The sequence below is a fragment of the Pseudomonas fulva NBRC 16637 = DSM 17717 genome, from assembly GCF_000730565.1.
Lineage (GTDB): Bacteria > Pseudomonadota > Gammaproteobacteria > Pseudomonadales > Pseudomonadaceae > Aquipseudomonas > Aquipseudomonas fulva.
On record NZ_BBIQ01000001.1, the window covers coordinates 348,406 to 369,837 of the forward strand.

Annotated in this window: 14 protein-coding genes; 11 read left to right on the forward strand and 3 right to left on the reverse strand. The window is 62.8% G+C overall.

The window, feature by feature from the left end:
* Both argS and PFU01S_RS01650 read right to left on the reverse strand, forming a co-directional pair.
* Positions 1-1,737, reverse strand: coding sequence for an arginine--tRNA ligase (gene argS / locus PFU01S_RS01645; protein WP_028686688.1), 1,737 nt, complete (start codon positions 1,735-1,737; stop codon positions 1-3).
* Between the two features lie 188 nt (positions 1,738-1,925).
* Positions 1,926-4,145 (reverse strand): primosomal protein N', encoded by a 2,220-nt coding sequence (locus PFU01S_RS01650; RefSeq protein WP_028686687.1) that lies wholly within the window; start codon positions 4,143-4,145, stop codon positions 1,926-1,928.
* Positions 4,146-4,311: 166 nt separating this feature from the next.
* Between PFU01S_RS01650 and rpmE the strand changes: the two genes are divergently transcribed.
* The 3 genes from rpmE to PFU01S_RS01665 all read left to right on the forward strand — a co-directional run bounded on the left by rpmE (position 4,312) and on the right by PFU01S_RS01665 (position 6,797).
* On the forward strand, positions 4,312-4,530 hold the full coding sequence (gene rpmE, locus PFU01S_RS01655) for a 50S ribosomal protein L31 (RefSeq protein ID WP_023532368.1): 219 nt from the start codon (positions 4,312-4,314) through the stop codon (positions 4,528-4,530).
* Positions 4,530-5,351 carry a thermonuclease family protein gene (locus tag PFU01S_RS01660; RefSeq protein ID WP_028686686.1) on the forward strand — a complete coding sequence of 274 codons (822 nt, stop codon included), beginning with the start codon at positions 4,530-4,532 and terminating at the stop codon, positions 5,349-5,351. Before rpmE ends, PFU01S_RS01660 begins: the two co-directional genes overlap by 1 nt.
* Positions 5,352-5,528: 177 nt before the next feature.
* On the forward strand, positions 5,529-6,797 hold the full coding sequence (locus tag PFU01S_RS01665) for a malic enzyme-like NAD(P)-binding protein (RefSeq protein ID WP_028686685.1): 1,269 nt from the start codon (positions 5,529-5,531) through the stop codon (positions 6,795-6,797).
* Positions 6,798-7,004: 207 nt separating this feature from the next.
* Here PFU01S_RS01665 and PFU01S_RS01670 read toward each other — a convergent pair whose 3' ends face one another.
* Complete coding sequence (locus tag PFU01S_RS01670; protein ID WP_027913506.1) at positions 7,005-9,455, reverse strand: penicillin-binding protein 1A; 2,451 nt, start codon at positions 9,453-9,455, stop codon at positions 7,005-7,007.
* Between the two features lie 175 nt (positions 9,456-9,630).
* Here PFU01S_RS01670 and pilM point away from each other — a divergent pair, with 175 nt between their 5' ends.
* From pilM to gltB, 8 genes are all read left to right on the forward strand, one after another.
* Entirely contained in the window at positions 9,631-10,512 is an 882-nt protein-coding gene (pilM, locus tag PFU01S_RS01675; protein ID WP_028686684.1) for a type IV pilus biogenesis protein PilM, read from the forward strand.
* Positions 10,509-11,045, forward strand: a complete 537-nt coding sequence (locus tag PFU01S_RS01680) for a PilN domain-containing protein (protein WP_027913508.1) — start codon at positions 10,509-10,511, stop codon at positions 11,043-11,045. Before pilM ends, PFU01S_RS01680 begins: the two co-directional genes overlap by 4 nt.
* The gene (locus PFU01S_RS01685; protein WP_028686683.1) at positions 11,042-12,058 is read left to right on the forward strand and encodes a pilus assembly protein PilP; all 1,017 of its coding nucleotides are present in this window, start codon (positions 11,042-11,044) and stop codon (positions 12,056-12,058) included. Before PFU01S_RS01680 ends, PFU01S_RS01685 begins: the two co-directional genes overlap by 4 nt.
* Positions 11,982-13,247 (forward strand): type IV pilus secretin PilQ, encoded by a 1,266-nt coding sequence (locus PFU01S_RS01690; RefSeq protein WP_042138980.1) that lies wholly within the window; start codon positions 11,982-11,984, stop codon positions 13,245-13,247. Before PFU01S_RS01685 ends, PFU01S_RS01690 begins: the two co-directional genes overlap by 77 nt.
* Positions 13,248-13,251: 4 nt before the next feature.
* Positions 13,252-13,770 carry a shikimate kinase AroK gene (gene aroK, locus PFU01S_RS01695; protein WP_027913510.1) on the forward strand — a complete coding sequence of 173 codons (519 nt, stop codon included), beginning with the start codon at positions 13,252-13,254 and terminating at the stop codon, positions 13,768-13,770.
* Between the two features lie 99 nt (positions 13,771-13,869).
* Positions 13,870-14,967, forward strand: coding sequence for a 3-dehydroquinate synthase (aroB, locus tag PFU01S_RS01700; RefSeq protein ID WP_027913511.1), 1,098 nt, complete (start codon positions 13,870-13,872; stop codon positions 14,965-14,967).
* Between the two features lie 15 nt (positions 14,968-14,982).
* Complete coding sequence (locus PFU01S_RS01705) at positions 14,983-16,572, forward strand: SPOR domain-containing protein (RefSeq protein WP_028686681.1); 1,590 nt, start codon at positions 14,983-14,985, stop codon at positions 16,570-16,572.
* Positions 16,573-16,944: 372 nt separating this feature from the next.
* Complete coding sequence (gene gltB / locus PFU01S_RS01710) at positions 16,945-21,390, forward strand: glutamate synthase large subunit (RefSeq protein WP_027913513.1); 4,446 nt, start codon at positions 16,945-16,947, stop codon at positions 21,388-21,390.
* Positions 21,391-21,432 lie beyond the last annotated feature (42 nt).

Genomic DNA, 21,432 nt, shown 5'->3' on the forward strand with positions numbered 1-21,432 from the left:
TTACATGCGCTCCAGGGTTTCCAGGCCGAGCAGTTGCAGACCTTGCTTGAGGGTGCGCCCGGTCAGGGCTGCCAGACGCAGGCGGCTTTGTTGCTGCTCGGGCGTCTCGGCAGCCAGGATCGGGCAATTTTCGTAGAAGCTGGAGAACAGGCCTGCCAGGTCGTACAGGTAGCTGCACAAGACGTGCGGCGTACCCTTGTCGGCTACGTTATTGAGAATTTCTCCAAACTGGGCCAGGCGCGCGGCCAGGTCCTGCTCATGAGGCGCTTGCAGCACGATAGTGCCTTCGACTTCGTCAAAGCCCTTGCCCAGCTTGCGGAACACACCGGCCACGCGGGTGTAGGCGTAAAGCAGGTAGGGGGCAGTGTTGCCTTCGAAGTTGAGCATCAGCTCGAAGTTGAAGCTGTAGTCGCTGGTACGGTGCTTGGACAGGTCGGCATATTTCACCGCACCAATGCCCACCACCTCGCCGATGCGACGCAGGTCCTCTTCGGGCAGGCCTGGGTTTTTTTCCTTCACCAGCGCATACGCACGGTCCTTGGCTTCGTTGAGCAGGTCGATCAACTTGACCGTGCCGCCGTCACGCGTCTTGAACGGGCGACCGTCGGCGCCGTTCATGGTGCCGAAGCCCATGTGCTCCATCTGCATGGGGTGGCCCAGGAAGCCGGCGCGGCGAGCGACCTCGAACACCTGGTTGAAGTGCAGCGCCTGGCGTTGGTCGACGAAATACAGGGCGCGATCTGCCTTGAGTACGTTGCTGCGGTAGCGCACCGCGGCAAGGTCCGTGGTTGCGTACAGGTAGCCACCATCGGCCTTCTGCACGATCACGGGGAGCGGTTCGCCCTCGCTGTTCTTGAATTCTTCCAGGAACACGCACTGAGCACCCTGGTCTTCGACCAGCAGGCCTTTGGCCTTGAGTTCGGCAACGACATTGGCCAGGTCATCGTTGTAGGCGCTTTCGCCCATCACGTCGGCCATGGTCAGCTTGACGTTGAGCAGTTCGTAGGTCTTCTGGCAGTGCGACAGCGAGATGTCCTTGAACCGTGTCCACAAGGCCAGGCAGTCCGGGTCGCCCGCCTGCAGCTTGACCACCAGCCCCCGCGCGCGCGTGGCGAAGGCTTCGGATTCGTCGAAGCGCTTCTTGGCCGCACGGTAGAAGTTTTCCAGGTCGGAGAGTTCGTCGCTGGTGATCGGGTTCTCTTCAAGGTAGGCCAGCAGCATGCCGAACTGGGTACCCCAGTCGCCTACATGGTTCTGGCGGATCACTTGATCCCCCAGGAACTCGAGCACCCGCGCCACGCTGTCGCCGATGATGGTCGAGCGCAGGTGGCCGACGTGCATTTCCTTGGCCAGGTTGGGCGCCGACAGGTCGACCACCACTGTCTGCGCTGGGCCAGCCTTGCGCGCGCCAAGCCGGGGATCGTCAAGCGCTGCGTCCAGGCGGGCCGCCAACGCGGCGGTGTTCTGGAAGAAGTTCAGAAAGCCCGGACCTGCGATCTCGACCTTGCTGATGTCGGCGCTGGCCGGCAGGGCCTGGATCAGTTTTTCGGCCAGGTCACGTGGCTTCATGCCGGCCGGCTTGGCCAGCATCATGGCAATGTTGCTGGCGAAATCGCCGTGGGTCTTGTCCCTGGCGTTTTCCACCTGGATCGCCGGCGACAGCCCGTCAGGCAACACACCGTCGTTGAGGAGTTGGGTGAGGGCTTGCTGGATCAGCTGGCGAATGGTGTCTTTCATAGGAATCTCTTTTCGACCGCAAGCGCGGCGGGCGCCTGGATGCGCTGGTGGAAAAACTGAGCATTATCCGTGGCTGGGCGCGCGTTGCCAACCTTGGCAGGCATGTGCCCAGGCATGGAGCCGTCTGAAAACCGCCGTTGGGCCCGCCCGCAGCCTTGCCGTTCGCGGCTTGGCGCTTGAAACCGCCCTCAGTAAAGATCCACCGGGTCGACGTCTACCGACCAGCGCACCTGGCGCCCGCTCGGTAGTTGCTCCAGCACCAGCAGCCAGGCGCTGATGAGGCGGTGCAAGGGCGCGCGGGTGCTGGCCTGCAGCAGCAACTGAGCGCGAAAACGCCCGGCTCGGCGCTCCATGGGGGCGGGTACCGGGCCAAGCAGCTCGATGCCGGGCAGGTGCTGCTGCGCCATCAGGCGCTCGGCTGCCGTGCAGGCTTCATCCAGAAACGCCTCGGCCTGCCCCGGCTTGTGCGCTTCGGCGCGCAACAGGGCCAAGTGCGAAAAAGGCGGCAAACCGGCGGCGCGGCGTTCGTCGAGCGCCTGCTTGGCAAAGGCAAAATAGCCCTGCTCGGTCAGTTGAACCAGCAGAGGGTGGTCAGCCAGGTGCGTCTGGATGATGACCTTGCCGGGTTCTTCCGCCCGTCCTGCACGGCCTGCGACCTGCACGATCAGCTGGGCCATGCGTTCACTGGCGCGGAAGTCACCGGAAAACAGACCGCCATCGGCATCGAGAATGGCAACCAGCGTCACCCGGGGGAAGTGGTGCCCTTTGGCGAGCATCTGCGTGCCGACCAGCAGGCTTGGCTGGCCGCGCTGAATGGTTGTGAACAGTTGGTGCATCGCGTCCTTGCGCGAAGTGCTGTCGCGGTCCACGCGCAGCACGGGATAGTCCGGGAACAACACCTTCAGGCGCTCTTCGGCGCGCTCGGTGCCGGCCCCGACAGGGCGCAGGTCCACGTGCTTGCATTGAGGGCAGTGATGCGGCAGCCGCTCGTCGTAGCCGCAGTGGTGGCAACGCAGCACGCCGGAGCGCTGGTGAACCGTCATGCGCGCATCGCACCGCGGGCATTCGGACAGCCAGCCGCAATCGTGGCACAGCAGGGTTGGGGCGAAGCCACGGCGATTGAGGAACACTAGTACCTGTTGTCCCGCCTCCAGGGTCTGGCCAATGGCCTGCTGCAAGGGGCCGCTGATGCCGCTGTCCAGCGGCAGGCTTTTCACGTCCAGGCGCAACATGCGTGGTGCGCGTGCACCGCCTGCGCGTTGGGTCATGTGCAGCAGGCGGTAGCGGCCGCTCACTGCGTTGTGCAGGGTTTCCAGGGACGGGGTGGCCGAGCCAAGCACGATCGGCACGTTCTCCTGGTGCGCGCGCACCAGCGCCAGATCCCTGGCGTGGTAGCGCAAGCCCTCCTGCTGTTTATAGGAGCCGTCGTGTTCCTCGTCGATGATGATCAGGCCTGGGTTCTTCATTGGCGTGAACAACGCCGAGCGTGTGCCGATGATGATGTCTGCCTCGCCGTCACGCGCGGCCAACCAGGCATCGAGGCGCTCACGGTCGCTGACGTTCGAGTGCACAAGGGCAATGCGGGCGTTGAAGCGCTGCTCGAAACGCGCCAGTGTCTGCGGCCCCAGGTTGATCTCCGGGATCAGCACCAGGGCCTGCTTGCCTGCCTCGAGCGTTTCGCGGATCAGTTGCAGGTAAACCTCGGTCTTGCCGCTTCCTGTAACGCCCGCCAGCAGAAAAGCGCCAAAATGCCCGAAGCCGCCGAGCACGGCATCGAAAGCATCACGCTGTTCTTCGTTCAGTGGCAACTCCGACTGCGCCAGCCAGTGCTCACGCCGTTCAGCCGGGCGTTGGCGGCGTATTTCCACGCACACCAGTTCCTTGGCCAGCAGCAGATCAAGGCTGTCCTTGTTGAGGTTGAGCTTCGACAGCACGCTGTGGGCCACCCCATGCGGGTGCTGAGCCAGGGTCTTGAGCGCATCACGCTGGCGAGGGGCGCGTGCGATGCGTGGGTCTTCAAGGCGAGCGCCCGGCGCTGCATGCCAGAAACGTTCCTGGCGCATCTCGGCAGGTTCACCCTGACGCAGCAGGGTAAGAAGCGCCCAGCTCAAGGTGTCGCCCAGGCTGTGCTGATAGTACTGGGCGGTCCATAGGCACAGCTTGAACAGCGACGCCGGAATGGGCGATACCGGGTCGAGCAGGGCGCTGGCTGGCTTGAGTTTGTCAGCCGGCACCTCGCTTTCGGCACACACTTCTACCAGAACACCGATCATCTCGCGCCGCCCGAACGGTACGCGCAGGCGCATGCCTGGCACCCATGTCTGGTTCGCCATGCCGACCGGCGCCTTGTAGTCGAACAGGCGGCGCAGCGGGGAGGGCAGGGCAAGGCGCAGGATGACGTCGGGCACGCTAATGGTCTCGGGGGGCGTTTCAGAACTGGCGAGCCTAGCAGACGACGGTCGGTACAAGCGACAACTTGCGCTGGCGCCATGCTCTGGTATTATTTGCCGCCTAATTACGTGCGGTATTCAACAATTGGTGTTGGATGGCGGCACGCAGCTCGAGGAAGTGACCATGAAAGCTGATATCCATCCGAACTACGAAGCAGTTGCTGTCACCTGCAGCTGCGGCAACAAATTCGAAACCCGTTCGACCCTGGGCGATACCCTGTCGATCGACGTTTGCAACCTGTGCCACCCTTTCTACACCGGTAAGCAGAAAGTCCTGGACACCGGCGGCCGCGTACAGAAGTTCGCCGATCGCTTTGGCATGTTCGGTGCCAAGAAAGGCTGATGCGCATGGCGAACCCTTCGGGTTTCGCAGCGTTGCAGAAAAAAGCGCCCCTTGTGGGCGCTTTTTTTATGCTCGCTTGTTGGGTATCCCAGGCGCAGGCTTTCTGCCCGGCGCCGTCACGTGCTCAATGGGTGGCCGTACGGCATGTGGTCGATGGTGACACCGTGCGCTTGGTCGATGGCCGCAGTGTGCGTCTGATCGGGATCAATGCCCCCGAAATCGGCCGCAAGGGGCAAGCGGATGAGCCTCTTGCCCAGGCTGCCCGCAAACGCCTGCAAGCATTGATCAAAGCCAGTGACGGGCGCGTTGGCTTGGTACGCGGCAAGGAGGGCAAAGACCGGTACGGTCGCAGCCTGGCCCACTTGTACAGCCGTGAAGGGCATAATCTTGAGGCGCAGCTGCTCAGCGAAGGGCTTGCATACCGTATTGCCATTGCACCCAATACTGAGCTGAGCGGTTGCCAGCAGCGCGCCGAGTCAGTCGCGCGCCGGGCGGCTGTCGGTGTGTGGAAACGCTCACCGGTGATGCCTGCCCATGCCGTGCGTAAACCAGGTTTTGCGCTGGTGTCAGGCCGCGTCACCGCCATCGAACGCAGTCGTACGGGGGTTCGATTGACCCTCGACAGCGCCATGACGCTGCACATACCCGCTCGTCTGCGCCGTGCATTGCCCGCGGGTTTCTTCGATAACCTCAAAGGGCAAAAGGTCGAGGCCAGGGGTTGGATTCGCAGCCATTCACGTAAAGTGCCCTACGCGCCGGGTCAGCGACGCTGGCAGATGACCCTTACAGACGTCAGCATGCTCGACCGCCTGCAAAGATAAAAGATGTAGACATTTCTACACCAGATTGTACACACTGAAGCCTGCATGCCCCGTGGGTTGTAGCATAAAGTCTTAGGCTAGAGGCCTTGACACGAGTGACCGGCCAGTCTTGTGACGGCTGGACTCTTTGCGTATCCTCGGCGGTCCGTCAGAACAGCCAATAGCGGAATGCCCAACATGTCAGACCTGAAAACCGCCGCTCTCGAATATCACGCTCACCCTCGCCCAGGGAAACTGAGCGTCGAGCTCTCCAAGCCCACCGCCACCGCCCGTGACCTCGCCCTGGCCTACAGCCCAGGTGTGGCAGAGCCTGTGCGCGAGATCGGTCGTGATCCGGAGCTGGCCTACAAGTACACCGGCAAAGGCAACCTGGTTGCAGTGATTTCCGATGGTACTGCCATTCTCGGTCTTGGCGATCTGGGTCCGCTGGCGTCCAAGCCTGTCATGGAAGGCAAGGGTGTTCTGTTCAAGCGTTTCGCCGGTATCGACGTGTTCGACATCGAAGTCGAGTCCGAGAGCCCGCAGGCCTTCATCGATACCGTGCGCCGTATTTCGATCACCTTCGGTGGCATCAACCTCGAAGACATCAAGGCGCCAGAGTGCTTCGAGATCGAACGCACCCTGATCGAGCAGTGCGACATTCCGGTCTTCCACGATGACCAGCACGGCACCGCCATCGTAACGGCCGCCGGTATGATCAACGCCTTGGAAATCGCCGGCAAAACCCTCGAAGAAGCCAAGATCGTCTGCCTGGGCGCAGGTGCAGCGGCCATTTCCTGCATGAAGCTGCTGGTCAGCATGGGTGCGAAGGTCGAGAACATCTTCATGATCGACCGCAGCGGCGTCATCCACGCTGGCCGTGACGACCTGAACCAGTACAAGGCACAGTTCGCGCACGCCACCGACAAGCGTACGCTGGCCGATGCCCTTGAAGGCGCTGACGTGTTCGTGGGCCTGTCCGGTCCAAACCTGTTGAGCGCTGAAGGCTTGAAGTCGATGGCCGCCAACCCGATCGTGTTTGCCTGCTCGAACCCCGATCCTGAGATCGCCCCTGAGTTGGCACACGCCACGCGCGACGACGTGATCATGGCGACGGGTCGTTCCGACTATCCGAACCAGGTCAACAACGTGCTGGGCTTCCCGTTCATCTTCCGCGGCGCGCTGGACGTTCGAGCCAAGCGTATCAACGAAGAAATGAAAATCGCCGCTGCCATCGCGCTGAAAGACCTGGCCAAGCAGCCGGTTCCCAAGGAAGTATGCGAAGCCTACGGCGTGGACGGCCTGGAATTCGGTCGTGAGTACATCATTCCCAAGCCGCTGGATGCACGCCTGATTACTGTCGTCTCCGACGCCGTGGCCAAGGCTGCTATCGAGTCGGGCGTCGCTACGCTGCCGTACCCGAAGCATTACCCGCTCAAGAACGTTGATGACGTGTTCAACGGCTGATCGTCGTTCTGCACCAACAAACCCGGCTGTCATGGCCTGATGCTGTTTACGTAGGGCCGCGAAGCGGCCCAACGATATCAAGACAGTATCAAGCCATGACAGCCGGGTTTTTTCATGGCTGTAGAACAAAGGGGCAGCGGGAATTCGCCGGCATCGAGCCGTAATGCCAGGGCCGCCTTGCAGCCCTGTCAGGGTACCGGTCAGGTCTCAGAAGAGATCCATTGGCGTTGCTTCATCGGCTGGAAGCGGGCTACCCGGTGCAGTCCCGTTACCCAGTTCGTCCACCGACGGTGGCGAGTCCTCTGCCTTGAACAGCTCGAAATAGGCATTGGGCGTGCTTGCCGAGGCAGCACGGCCACTGACGGGATCGACCCTCAGGCTCAGGATGCCTTCAGGCTGCGCGGGCGGGTGCTCAGGCCGGCCTTGGAGAGCCGGGCCCATGAAGCCCATCCAGATCGGCAGTGCGGCAGTGCCACCGTATTCCCGACGACCCAGGGTTTCGGGCTGATCGAAACCAACCCACACCGTGGTCACGTAATCGGCGTTGTAGCCCGAGAACCAGGCATCCTTCGATTCGTTGGTGGTACCGGTTTTGCCCGCAAGGTCGGTGCGTCCCAGTGCCAGCGCTCGGCGGCCCGTACCGCGTTTGATGACGTCCTGCAGCATGCTGGTGAGGATATAGGTGGTACGGCCGTCGATGATGCGCTCGGCCACTGCCGGGGCTTGTGGTGCGGGCGCCTGATCGAGCGAAGTGGAGGGCTCACCCGGCACTTGACCAGTGCTGATGGGCTGCTCGGGAGCGGCCAGCCCGGCATTGTCTTCCGAACCTTGAGGAACGCGTGGCGGATTGGCCGTGAACAGCGTCTCGCCATTGCGGCTCTCGATACGGTCGATCAGGTACGGCGAGATCTTGTAGCCGCCATTGGCGAACGTACTCCAGCCGGTGGCGATCTCCATCGGTGTCAGTGTGGCAGTACCCAGTGCCAGCGACAGGTTGCGTGGCAGGTCCTGCTTGTTGAAACCGAACTTGGCGATGTAGTCGATGGTGCGGTCGATGCCCATGGCCTGCAGCAGTCGGATCGAAACCAGGTTGCGCGACTTGTACAGGGCTTCGCGCATGCGAATCGGGCCGAGGAACGTATTGGTATCGTTCTTGGGGCGCCAGACCTTGTCCACCGATTCGTCGACGAACACGATGGGTGCGTCGTTGACCAGGCTGGAGGCGGTGTAGCCGCTGTCGAGCGCTGCGCTGTAGATGAAAGGCTTGAAACTCGAACCGGGCTGGCGCTTGGCCTGCATGGCACGGTTATAGTTGCTCTGCTCGAACGAGAAACCGCCGACCAGTGCGCGGATGGCGCCGCTGGTAGGGTCCAGGGTGACGAGCGCGCTCTGGGCGCTGGGCACCTGGCTGAATTTGAACGACCCGTCATCCAGCCGCTGCAGGCGCACCAGGTCGCCGACTTGGGCAACGTCTGCCGGCGACTGGGGCGCACGGCCTTGGGCATTGGTGTTGATGAACGGACGCGCCCACTTCATCGTGTCCCAGGCTACGGTTTGTTCCTTGCCATTGCGGGTCAACACCTGAAGGCCGGTCTTCTCGACGCGGGTAACGATTGCCGGTTCCAGCCCCCCCAGTGTGCGCTGCCTGGCCAGTTCGTGAGTCCAGGCTGCCACGGTGCGGCCTGGGAAGCGTGCCTCGGGGCCGCGGTAGCCATGGCGTTGGTCGTAGTCGGTCAACCCTTTGAGGACCGCCTTGTTGGCGATTTCCTGGGTGTCGCTAGGCACGGTGGTGGTCACGCGCAAGCCTTCGGTGTAGGCGTCGCTGCCGTAGCGGCCGACCATTTCGGCACGGGCCATTTCGGCGACGAAGGGCGCATTCACCTCAGGGGTGGGCACGTGATAGCGGGCGTTCAGCGGCTCGGCCAGGGCGGCCTGGTAGCTTGCCTCGTCGATCTTGCCGAGCTTGTACATGCGGCCCAGGATCCAGTCACGGCGCTCCTTGGCGCGGACCGGGTTGGCCAGCGGGTTGAAGCGTGACGGCGCCTTGGGCAGGCCCGCGATCATCGCCATCTGCGCCAGGCTCACGTCACGGATCGACTTGCCATAGTAAACCTGGGCGGCGGCATCGATGCCGTACGCACGGTTGCCCAGGTAGATCTTGTTCACGTACAGCTCGAGAATTTCGTCCTTGGTCAGCTCGCGCTCGATCTGCAGTGCCAGCAGGATCTCGTTGGTCTTGCGCGAGAAACTGCGTTCGCTGGTCAGGAAGAAGTTCTTCGCCACCTGCATGGTGATGGTGCTGCCGCCGGTCTGGATGTGTCCGGTCTTGACCAACTGTGTGGCCGCGCGCATCAGGCTGCTTGGGTCGACGCCATAGTGGTTGAGGAAATTGTCGTCCTCGGCCGACAGAAGTGCCTGAATGAACTGTGGCGGAATCTCCGAGAAGCGGATCGGGGAGCGGCGCATTTCGCCAAATTCCGCGATCAGCTTGCCGTCGCTGCTGAACACCTTGAGGGGGATCTGCAACTGGATGCTTCTGAGCGAATCGACCGAAGGCAGGTTGGGGCTAAGATACAGAAACGCGCCGCTCACACCGAGTACGAGCGCGCAGATGGCTGCGACGGAAGACCACCAGAAGAACTTAAGCAGACGTATCAAGGCTTTTCGGTGTCCAGGTTGTGAATGGGTTGCACGCAGGCCCGGCGGGCCGGAAAACGCCGGGCATTATAAGCATTTTTCGCCACGCCGGGGTTACCGCCCGGGCTGCTCGTCGTCTGGCGGCGGCCAGGTCCAGGGGGTGCCCCAGGCAGCATCGAGCGCAAGGGAGGCCGCGATGCTTGGACGCTTCAGCAAGGATGCCGGTTCATTTACAGGGATTGAAATCGTCGAGAATGCGGTGCGGGTGGTTCAGTTGCGCAAGCGCAAGCGGCGCTTTGAGGTGCTGTGCCAGGCACAGGAACCCTATCAGCAGCCAGCCGACACCACCTGGATGGTTCAGCCAGCACATGCTGCAGCGGCGCTGCGCCGTGCCTTCGAGCGTCACGGTGTATGCCCGCATCGAGTGGCCATGGCGTTGGCAGCCGACCAGGTGATTTGCAAGCCGTGCCGCGTGCCGCGTCAGGCGTGCGAGGAGCAGATCGAAGCGCAGTTGCTCGCCGAAGCCGAGCGGCTACTGCCTTTTGCGCTGGATGACCTGGCCATGGATTTCCATGTGCTGGGTCCCTGCTCTGATGAGCCGAACAGTGTCGACGTGATGGTGGCGGCTTGCCGGCAGAGCACGCTGGCACTGGTGCAATCGGTGGCGAGGCACGCGGGGCTGCAACTGGAAGCCGTCGAGGTCGATACGATTGCCCTTACCCGGCTGTTACCACCTGCCTGTTCGGATCAATCCGCCGTGTTGCGGATCGATCTGCAAAACATCGCCCTGCATCGTTGGCAGTGCCAAGGCGTCTGCCAACGATGGGCGTGGACGTCGACTGAACCCATGTTGTCGGGTGAGCTGCCAGAGCAGGTCGTCTTGGCGCTCGTGTCGCAGGGCCTGCCGGCGGACCTGTGGGTGTCCAGCGGCGCCTGCATGACCCCTCGGCACCTGCACGCGATGAGCGAACGGCTCAACGTGCGTTGCCGGCCGTTACCCGCACCCGGCGGGCTCGAGTGTCTCGGTGGCCCCATGCTGCTTGCCAGCACGCTGGCGGCAGGTGGGTTACGGGCATGATCAGGTTCAACCTGCTTCCTTGGCGCGAGCGGCAGCGGCAAGCGGCCATTCGGCGCTTTCGCAACCAGCTGTTGGCAAGCGCCTTGGCGGCCCTGTGCGCCGTGACGATGGTCGATCAGCTGGCGCGTCAACGGGCCCAGTTGCAGACGACCGATAACAGGCAGCGTGCGGCGGCATTGGCGGCCCTGAATGAGCCGACAGCGTCGAGGGCGCAGCTACAGGACCAGTACGCCACGTCGTCGAGTCAGCTTGCCCGGTTTGAGACGCTGCGCGCTGAACAGCGCATCCTGGAGGGGCTGTTCACGGACCTTGAGCGCGCCCTGCCGACCACTGTGCAGTTGTTGGGCCTGCAACTCGAAGCCAGCCACCTGCAGATTACGGGCCTCGCTCCCTCTGGCGCCGTGATCGCCCAGTTCATGCGGGACCTGGGTCGCTCTGGCATGTTGATCGACCTGCAACTCAAGCACATCAAAAGCCTGCCCCGTGCCGATCAGTTCCTGCTGACGGCACGCGTCGCTGCGTCCTGGTCATGAAACTGCAGGCGCACTTGGATCGAGCGGCGCTGCTCGGGCAGTCCGTGCGGGCCAAGCGCCTGGCGCCAGTGCTGCTGGCCGTTTGCCTGTTCGCCTTGGGCTGCGCGATACGCCTGCCCGCAGCGCTGCAGCAAATGGACCAGGAGCAGGCCAAGTCCCAGGCACTGGATGAGCAGCAATCGGCTTTGAATGGAGAACGCGCAACGCTCGACAGCCTGCGCGCCTCGGTGGCAGGGGCTGAGCAACGCCTGCAGGTGGCCCTGTGGAACATGGCCGCCGGCCAGGACATGAGCGACCTGGTGGACCACATCTCGGCGTTGGGCCGTGCCCACGGCTTGCTCATCGAGCTGCTGCGGGTGCAAGAGGCGCAACCCCATGGTGAGTACCAACAGGTGCCGCTGGAGCTGCGGGTCAAAGGCGAGTATGCCGGCGTGCGGCAATGGTTATTGGAGTGGCTTGGCCAAGCTCGGCTGCTGCGCACTGGCGACATGAGCCTGGAGCCTGTCGCCGGGCAGCCTGGCATGGTGCAGCTACGGCTGCAGGTCGATGCCTTTCAGGCAACTGTCCCGACGCTGCAACCACAGACATTGGCCCAGCTGCCGGCAAGCGTGCCCGCGGCGGCACCACAGGTCGATCCGTTCAGGCCGCAGCAGGACCGGCTGCCTGATCGCGGGCTGGCAAGCGTGCCGCTGTCCCAGGTGCGCATGGTTGGCAGCCTGTCACGGGCACAGGCTAACGAAGCGCTGTTAATGGCGGCCGGTAAGGTTCATCGGGTGCGGCTGGGCGACCGGGTCGGGCGCGATCAAGGGGTCGTTACGCATATCGATTCGGTTCAAGTGGAAATCCGCGAACACTGGTTCATGGACGGTGCATGGCACGAGCGCGTTGCGTTTATCTCTATGGCAACACCTGTGGGCAAGGAGGCCCTGGTCCTGGATGAGCAAGACATGGAAATGGCTATTGGCAACCCTGCTGCTGCCATTGACGGCAATGGCGGCCCCTTACCAGGGTGAGCGGCTGTCACTGAATTTTCAGGATGTCGAGGTACGCGCCGTGCTGCAGGTGCTTGCCGATCATGCCGGCATCAACCTGGTCGCCAGCGACGACGTACAAGGGAGCGTCACCTTACGATTGGAAGATGTGCCTTGGGATCAAGCGATCGACCTGGTATTGCGCAGCAAGGGCCTGGGTCGACGCCACGAAGGCAACGTGCTGCTGATCGCACCGCTTTCTACCCTGAGCGCGCAGTCGTTCGAGGGCACCTCGAACCCACTCGACACGCAATCACAACCCATGCGTCGGGAACTGATGCGTATCCACTACGCCAAGGCCGCCGATTTGTCCGAGCTGTTGCTGGCGAGCCTGTCTGAGGACGGTATTCTTGCCGGCAGGGGCAGCCTGGGCGTGGATGAGCGCACCAACACGCTGGTGGTCCACCAGCCGGCGAATCGACTCGCCGAGATTCGGCAACTGATCGCCCAATTGGATGTGCCCGTGCGTCAGGTAGCGATCGAGGCCCGTATCGTGGAGGCCAACGTCGACTACCAGAAAGGCCTGGGGGTGAGATGGGGCGGCGACCTGTACAGCGCCGCACCGAGAGCGGGCAAGGACCTGTTCGTTGACCTGGGCGTCGAGCGGGGCGGCAGCAGCCTTGGCGTGGGTCTGTTGCGCGGCGACGTGCTGCTTGACCTTGAGCTCAGTGCCATGGAAAAGAGCGGTGAGGGCGAGATCATCTCCCAGCCCAAGGTGGTGACCGCCGACAAGGAGACGGCGCGGATACTCAAAGGTACCGAGGTGCCTTACCAGCAGTCCAACAAGAACGGCGCGACAACCGTGTCGTTTCGCGAGGCCTCGCTTTCACTGGAGGTGACGCCGCAGATCACGCCGGATGACAGTGTCGTCATGACCGTGAGAGTGACCAAGGACGAACCTGACTACGTCAATGCCCTCAATGACGTCCCGCCCATTCGCAAGAACGAGGTCAATGCCAAGGTCAGGGTCGAGAACGGGCAGACTATCGTGATCGGTGGCGTCTACTCCACCACGCAAAACAATGTAGTGGACAAGGTGCCATTTTTTGGCGATCTGCCGTATGTTGGACGGCTGTTTCGACGCGATGTACTACAAGAGAAAAAATCCGAGCTGCTGGTCTTCCTGACTCCGCGTATCATGAGTGACCAGACGATTGCCGTGAGTCGTTGATTCTGTGCGAAATTTGATACTTGTGGGGCCCATGGGTGCTGGTAAAAGCACCATCGGGCGCCTATTGGCCAAAGAGCTGCGCCTGCCATTCAGGGATTCCGACAAGGAAATCGAACTGAGGTGCGGTGCCAACATTCCGTGGATCTTCGACAAGGAAGGCGAACCGGGTTTCCGTGACCGCGAGCAGGCCATGATTGCCGAATTGTGCAGCCTTGATGGCGTGGTCGTTGCCACCGGTGGCGGGGCGGTCATGCGCGAGGCCAATCGCCGCGCGCTGCACCAGGGCGGGCGGGTGATCTACCTGCATGCCTCGGTCGAGCAGCAGGTCGGCCGCACCGCTCGGGATCGCAACCGGCCATTGCTGCGTACCGCCAACCCGGAGGCGACCCTGCGCGCCTTGCTCGAAACCCGAGACCCGCTCTACCGTGAAATTGCCGACCTGGTGGTGCAAACCGACGAGCGGCCACCGCGAATGGTGGTGATCGACATTCTCGAGCGCCTGCAGCAGTTGCCGCCCCGTTAACCCGGGACTATTCTCGGCCTCCTGCGCCGAGGCGAGGCTCAACGATACCGCGTGGCTTGCCTGCCAAAGGCGCCGTGCACCAGCTCATTGTGGGGATACATGCAGACACTGAAGGTCGACCTGGGCGAGCGCAGCTACCCGATCTACATTGGCGAAGGCCTGCTGGACCAGCCTGAGTGGCTGACGCCGCATATCGCTGGCCGTCAGGTTGCCATCGTTTCCAACGAGACCGTGGCGCCGCTCTATCTGGAGCGCCTGAGCAAGACTCTGGGGGCTTACAGCGTACTGCCGGTGGTCCTGCCCGACGGTGAGGCCCACAAGAACTGGGAAACGTTGCAGCTGATCTTCGATGGCCTGCTGACGGCCCGCCACGATCGGCGCACCACCGTTGTAGCGCTCGGTGGTGGCGTGATCGGCGACATGGCCGGTTTTGCTGCGGCGTGCTATCAGCGCGGTGTGGATTTCATCCAGGTACCCACCACCCTGCTGTCTCAGGTGGATTCGTCGGTCGGCGGCAAGACCGGCATCAATCACCCACTGGGCAAGAACATGGTCGGGGCGTTCTACCAGCCCAACGCCGTGGTGATCGACACCACGACCCTCGGGACCCTGCCAGCGCGTGAGCTGTCTGCCGGGTTGGCCGAAGTCATCAAGTACGGTTTGATCTGTGACAAGCCTTTCATGGCCTGGCTCGAAGAAAATATGCCGGCGCTGCGCAGCCTCGACGCCGTCGCGTTGACCGAAGCCATCCGCCGCTCGTGCGCGGCGAAGGCAGCCGTCGTAGGGGCTGACGAGCGCGAGTCGGGTGTTCGCGCCACGCTCAATCTTGGCCATACCTTCGGCCATGCCATCGAAACCCATATGGGCTATGGCGTCTGGCTACATGGCGAAGCCGTGGCAGCAGGTACGGCCATGGCGCTGGAAATGTCCATGCGTCTGGGCTGGATCACGCAGGCCGAACGCGACCGCGGCATTGGCTTGCTGCTGGAGGCAGGCTTGCCGGTGGTGCCCCCGCAGGAAATGACCCCAGCGCATTTCATGGAACACATGGCGGTCGACAAGAAGGTGCTGGACGGCCGTCTGCGCCTGGTGCTGTTGCGCCAGCTAGGCGAGGCCGTGGTCACCGACGACTATCCCAATGAGATTCTCCAGGCCACGCTGTCGGCGGATTACCGCGCGATCGTGGCCCAGCTTTGAGGTTGTGACAGCGCAATGACCAGTTTGCACGCCGATGAGGCCTTTCTCGACCATTACCAACTGAGCCATGACCCGTTCGCACCGCGCGTACCGGGCTTCAAGTTCTTTCCCGCCCAGCGCAAGCCGGTTCTGGCGCAGCTGCACCACCTGGCTCGCTACAGCCACCTGATGCTGGTGGTCACCGGGCCTCTGGGCAGCGGCAAGACCTTGCTGCGCCAGGCGCTGGCGGCCAGCACCAACAAGCAGTCGGTGCAGAGCGTCGTGGTTTCGGCCCGCAGTGCCGGCGATGCTGCCAGTATCCTCGGCCAGATTGCGCAGTACCTGGATGTGGCCGAGCCGCAGGTCCAGAGCATCCTGTCCAAGATGGTGCAACTGGCCCTGACTGGCCAGGAAGTGTATCTGCTGGTGGACGATGCGGAACAACTGGACGAGTCGGCACTCCAAGCGTTGCTGGAATTGGCGGCAGGCGTTCCCGAAGGGCGTCCGCATGTATTCCTGTTCGGTGAGCCATCGCTGATCGCAGGGCTCGATGAGTTGAATATCGAGGAAGAACGCTTCCACATCATCGAACTTGCGCCGTACAGCGAGGAGGAAACCCGCGAGTATCTCGAACAGCGCCTGGTGGGTGCCGGCCGGGGTATCGAGGTGTTCAGCCGGGAGCAGATCGCCGATATCCATGAAAATGCCGATGGGTGGCCTGGCACTATCAACCAGGTTGCCCGTGACACTCTGATCGAAGCCATGATCGCCAGCCGCTCGACGGCAAAGCGACCAGCCATGGGGTTCAAGATGCCTAAAAAACACGTACTCGCGCTATCCGCCGTGGTCGTCGTCGCCGTGGCCGCGGCGGTGTTGATGCCCCGCAAGGGCGACAAGGCCCCTGAAGATGCACCCGCAGCCCAGGCCCAGTTGCCCCTTGGCGACGGCAATTCCAGCGCGGCAATCGAGTTCTCCGGCTCGTCCCAGCCCAAGCCCCTGCCGCTGGGCGGGCAGTCGCAACCGGTCATGCGTGAACCGTTGGCCCAGGCAGCAGGCATGGGCGAGGGCGAAGAAGGCAGCCCGGCGGGTGATACCGCGTTGCAACCGGGCAACCCGCCACCCACGGTAACCACCATCGCACCGCCACAGGGCGTGTCTGCTGGCCCAGCGCCGGCGCCTGCCCAGCCGGTGACCTCCACGCCCAAGCCGGTCACGCAACAGCCCAAGCAAACCACGCCGGCCAAGCCTGAGCCTGCACCTACCCAGGTGGCGGTGGCCAAGCCCGCGCCCAAGGTCGCCGAGAAAGCTGCTGAAAAACCAGCGTCAGGTGGCAGCGGCAACAGCAGCTGGTACACCGGTCAGAAGCCGGGCAACTACGTGGTGCAGATTCTGGGGACCAGCTCCGAAGCATCCGCCCAGGCCTTCGTGAAAGCCCAAGGTGGCGACTATCGCTACTTCCGCAAGTCCCTGCAGGGCAAACCGCTTTACGTGGTCACTTACGGTAACTTCGCCAACCGCGATGCAGCTGTGGCTGCCATCAAGAACTTGCCAGCGAAGGTCCAGGCTGGTAAACCTTGGCCACGTACCGTCGCCAGCGTCCAACAAGAGCTGGCTTCGGCCCGCTGATACCTTCCGGGCAGCACCACCCCGCTGCCCTGTAGCCAAGCGAATTCTGGTTTTCGTCTAGCCTGCTGCGCCTGAGCGCGGCAGGCTTTTCTGTCCCGGGCTGCCGGCCACAAGCCGCCCATGCAGTCCTGGCTGAATCGCTTCAGAGTCCAGCGAAGTTGCCACATGGTTGGCGGCATCAATACATTCAAAAATGCGACATAAATTTTCAATGGTGAGACATGAAAATTTGTGAGTGTCGCTGTCGCTGTGCAACAATGGTTTTCCATGGCCACCGCAAAAAAGCTGGCGTTTGATCGGCGTGGATGGTAAGTGGTTGTTAAAAAAAGAGATTTGCCTCCGTTGAGGGGTGAACCTGGTGAGAATGTGTCTATGAAAACAGGTCTGTACCATCCCGAAGAATTCAAGGACAACTGTGGTTTCGGCCTGATCGCCCATATGACGGGCGAGCCCAGCCACCACCTTCTGCAAACCGCCATGCAGGCATTGACCTGCATGACGCACCGCGGCGGTATCAACGCCGACGGCAAGACCGGCGACGGTTGCGGGCTGTTGATGCAGAAGCCCGATCAGTTCCTGCGTGCCATGGCCCAGGAACATTTTGCCGTCGAACTGCCCAGGCAGTACGCCGTCGGCATGGTGTTCTTCAACCAGGATCCGATAAAGGCAGAAGCGGCCCGCGCCAACATGGACCGTGAAATCCGCGCGGCCGGCCTGCAACTGGTGGGCTGGCGCAAGGTGCCGATCGACACCAGCGTGCTGGGTCGCCTGGCCCTGGAACGCTTGCCGCAAATCGAGCAGGTGTTCATCGGCGGCGACGGCCTGAGCGACCAGGAATTGGCCATCAAGCTGTTCAGCGCCCGCCGCCGTTCGTCGGTAGCCAATGCCCATGACGCCGACCACTACATTTGCAGCTTCTCGCACAAGACCATCATCTACAAAGGCTTGATGATGCCGCGGGACCTGGCTGCGTTTTACCCGGACCTGAGCGACGAGCGCCTGCAAACCGCGATTTGCGTGTTCCACCAGCGCTTCTCCACCAACACCCTGCCGAAGTGGCCGCTGGCGCAGCCCTTCCGCTTCCTTGCCCATAACGGCGAAATCAATACCATCACAGGTAACCGCAACTGGGCCATGGCCCGGCGTACCAAGTTCGCCAATGACCAGATCCCCGATCTCGAGGAGCTAGGCCCGCTGGTCAACCGCGTCGGCTCAGACTCGTCGAGCATGGACAACATGCTCGAACTGATGGTGACCGGCGGTATCGATCTGTTCCGTGGCGTGCGCATGCTGGTGCCGCCAGCCTGGCAGAACGTCGAGACCATGGATGCCGACCTGCGCGCCTTCTATGAATACAACTCCATGCACATGGAACCCTGGGACGGCCCGGCCGGCATCGTGATGACCGAAGGTCGCCACGCAGTGTGCCTGCTCGATCGCAATGGGCTGCGTCCGGCGCGTTGGGTCACCACCACCAACGGCTACATCACCATTGCCTCGGAAATCGGGGTGTGGGGCTATCAGCCCGATGAAGTACTGGCCAAAGGCCGCGTCGGACCCGGGCAGATCCTGGCGGTGGACACCGAAACCGGACAGATCCTCGACACCGATGCCATCGATGACCGTCTCAAGTCCCGCCACCCGTACAAGCGCTGGCTGCGTCAGCACGCCACGCGGATTCAGGCGACCCTGACCGACGACCAGGGTGTGGCCAGCTACGACGCTGACCAGCTCAAGCAGTACATGAAGATGTTCCAGGTCACTTTCGAGGAGCGTGACCAAGTGCTGCGCCCCTTGGGTGAGCAGGGCCAGGAAGCGGTCGGTTCGATGGGGGACGACACGCCGATGGCCGTGCTGTCGCAGCGCGTGCGCTCGCCATACGATTTCTTCCGCCAGCAGTTCGCCCAGGTCACCAACCCGCCGATCGACCCGCTGCGCGAAGCGATCGTGATGTCGCTTGAGATCTGCCTGGGCGCCGAGCGCAACATTTTCCAGGAGTCGCCGGAGCATGCCTCGCGCGTCATCCTGAGCTCGCCCGTCATCTCGCCGGCCAAGTGGCGCTCGCTGATGAACCTGGAGCGTGACGGCTTCGAGCGCCAGCTGATCGACCTGAACTACGAAGAGGCCGTTGGGCTGGAAGCGGCTATCCGCAACATCGCCGACCAGGCAGAAGAAGCCGTGCGCGCGGGCAAGACGCAACTGGTACTCAGCGACCGCCACATCGCCCCTGGCAAGCTGCCGGTACATGCTTCGCTGGCCGTAGGTGCAGTGCATCACCGCTTGACCGAGCAAGGCCTGCGTTGCGACAGCAACATCCTGGTGGAAACCGCCACCGCCCGTGACCCGCACCACTTCGCCGTGCTGCTGGGCTTCGGGGCTTCGGCGGTGTACCCGTACCTGGCCTATGAAGTGCTGGCCGACCTGATCCGCACTGGCGAAGTGCTGGGCGATCTGGACGAGGTGTTCAAGTACTACCGCAAGGGCATCTCCAAAGGCCTGCTCAAGATCCTGTCGAAGATGGGCATCTCCACGGTCGCCTCCTACCGGGGCGCTCAGTTGTTCGAAGCCATCGGTCTTGCCGAGGAAGTGGTCGGGCTGAGCTTCAAGGGTGTGTCGAGCCGTATCAAGGGTGCGCGCTTCGTCGATCTGGAAAGTGACCAGAAGCTGTTGGCTGCCGAGGCCTGGAGCGTACGCAAGCCGATTCAGCAAGGTGGCTTGCTGAAGTTCGTCCATGGTGGCGAATACCACGCCTACAACCCCGACGTGGTCAACACCCTGCAGGCCGCCGTGCAGCAGGGCGACTTCGCCAAGTTCAAGGAATACACCACACTGGTCGACCAGCGCCCGGTGTCGATGATCCGCGACCTGTTGAAGGTCAAAGTGGCTGACCAGCCGTTGCCGCTGGAGCAGATCGAACCGCTCGACGCCATCCTCAAGCGCTTCGACTCTGCCGGTATCTCGCTGGGTGCGCTGTCTCCAGAAGCTCACGAAGCCTTGGCCGAGGCGATGAACCGCCTGGGCGCGCGCTCCAACTCCGGCGAAGGCGGAGAAGACCCGGCGCGCTATGGCACCCTCAAGAGTTCCAAGATCAAGCAGGTGGCAACCGGCCGCTTTGGCGTGACCCCTGAATACCTGGTCAATGCCGAAGTCTTGCAGATCAAGGTGGCCCAGGGCGCCAAGCCCGGCGAGGGCGGTCAGCTGCCCGGCGGCAAGGTCAACGGCCTGATCGCCAAGCTGCGCTACGCCGTACCGGGCGTGACGCTGATCTCGCCTCCACCGCACCACGACATCTACTCGATTGAAGACTTGGCGCAGCTGATCTATGACCTCAAGCAGGTCAATCCGCAGGCGCTGGTTTCGGTCAAGCTGGTGGCCGAGGCGGGTGTCGGTACCATCGCCGCTGGCGTGGCCAAGGCCTATGCCGACCTCATCACCATCTCGGGCTACGACGGCGGCACGGGTGCGTCGCCACTGACCTCGATCAAGTATGCGGGCGCGCCATGGGAACTGGGCCTGGCCGAGACTCATCAGACCCTGCGTGGCAACGATTTACGCGGCAAGGTGCGGGTGCAGACCGACGGCGGCCTGAAAACCGGCCTGGACGTCATCAAGGCGGCCATCCTGGGGGCCGAGAGCTTCGGCTTCGGCACTGCGCCAATGATCGCGCTGGGTTGCAAGTACCTGCGTATCTGTCACCTGAACAACTGCGCAACCGGCGTGGCTACCCAGAACGACAAGCTGCGCAAGGATCACTACATCGGCACGGTCGACATGGTCGTCAACTTCTTTACCTTCGTTGCCGAGGAAACCCGTGAGTGGCTGGCAAGGCTAGGCGTACGCAGCCTTGGGGAGCTGATCGGGCGCACCGACCTGCTCGAAGTGCTGCCGGGCGACACCGAGCGTCAGCACCACCTGGACCTGACCCCGCTGTTGGGCAGCTCGCACATTGCGGCCGACAAGCCGCAGTTCTGTGAGGTGGACAGGAACCCGCCTTTCGACAAGGGCGAGCTTGCCGAGAAGATGGTCGAAATGGCCATGCCGGCGGTGCGTGACCAGGCCGGTGGCGAGTTCGCGCTCGACATCTGCAACTGCGACCGTTCCATCGGTGCGCGTGTGTCCGGTGAGATCGCGCGGTTGTACGGCAACCAGGGCATGGCCGGTACGCCGATCACGTTCCGTTTCAAAGGCACCGCAGGCCAGAGCTTCGGCGTCTGGAACGCCGGTGGCCTGAACCTGTACCTCGAGGGTGATGCCAACGACTACGTCGGTAAAGGCATGACCGGTGGCAAGGTCACCATCGTGCCGCCGGCCGGCAGCCCGTTCGAAACCCAGCACAGCGCAATCGTCGGCAACACCTGCCTGTACGGCGCCACCGGTGGCAGGCTGTTCGCTGCCGGTACGGCGGGCGAGCGCTTCGCTGTTCGCAACTCTGGTGCCCACGCCGTGGTAGAGGGCACTGGTGATCACTGCTGTGAGTACATGACCGGCGGCTTCGTCTGCGTCCTGGGCAAGACCGGTTACAACTTCGGCTCTGGCATGACGGGCGGCTTCGCCTACGTGCTCGACATGGACAACAGCTTCGTCGACAAGCTCAACCACGAACTGGTGGAAATCCAGCGCATCAGTGGTGAAGCGATGGAGGCTTACCGCAGCCACCTGGCGCGGGTTCTTGCCGAGTATGTGGATGAAACCGGCAGCGAGTGGGGGCGCGAGCTCTCCGAAAACCTGGACGACTACGTACGACGTTTCTGGTTGGTCAAGCCCAAGGCCGCCAACCTCAAGCAACTGCTGTCCAGCACCCGCGCCAACCCGCAGTAAACAGCTGCACGTGACCAACCCTGGGCGCTCGACCGGAGCAGC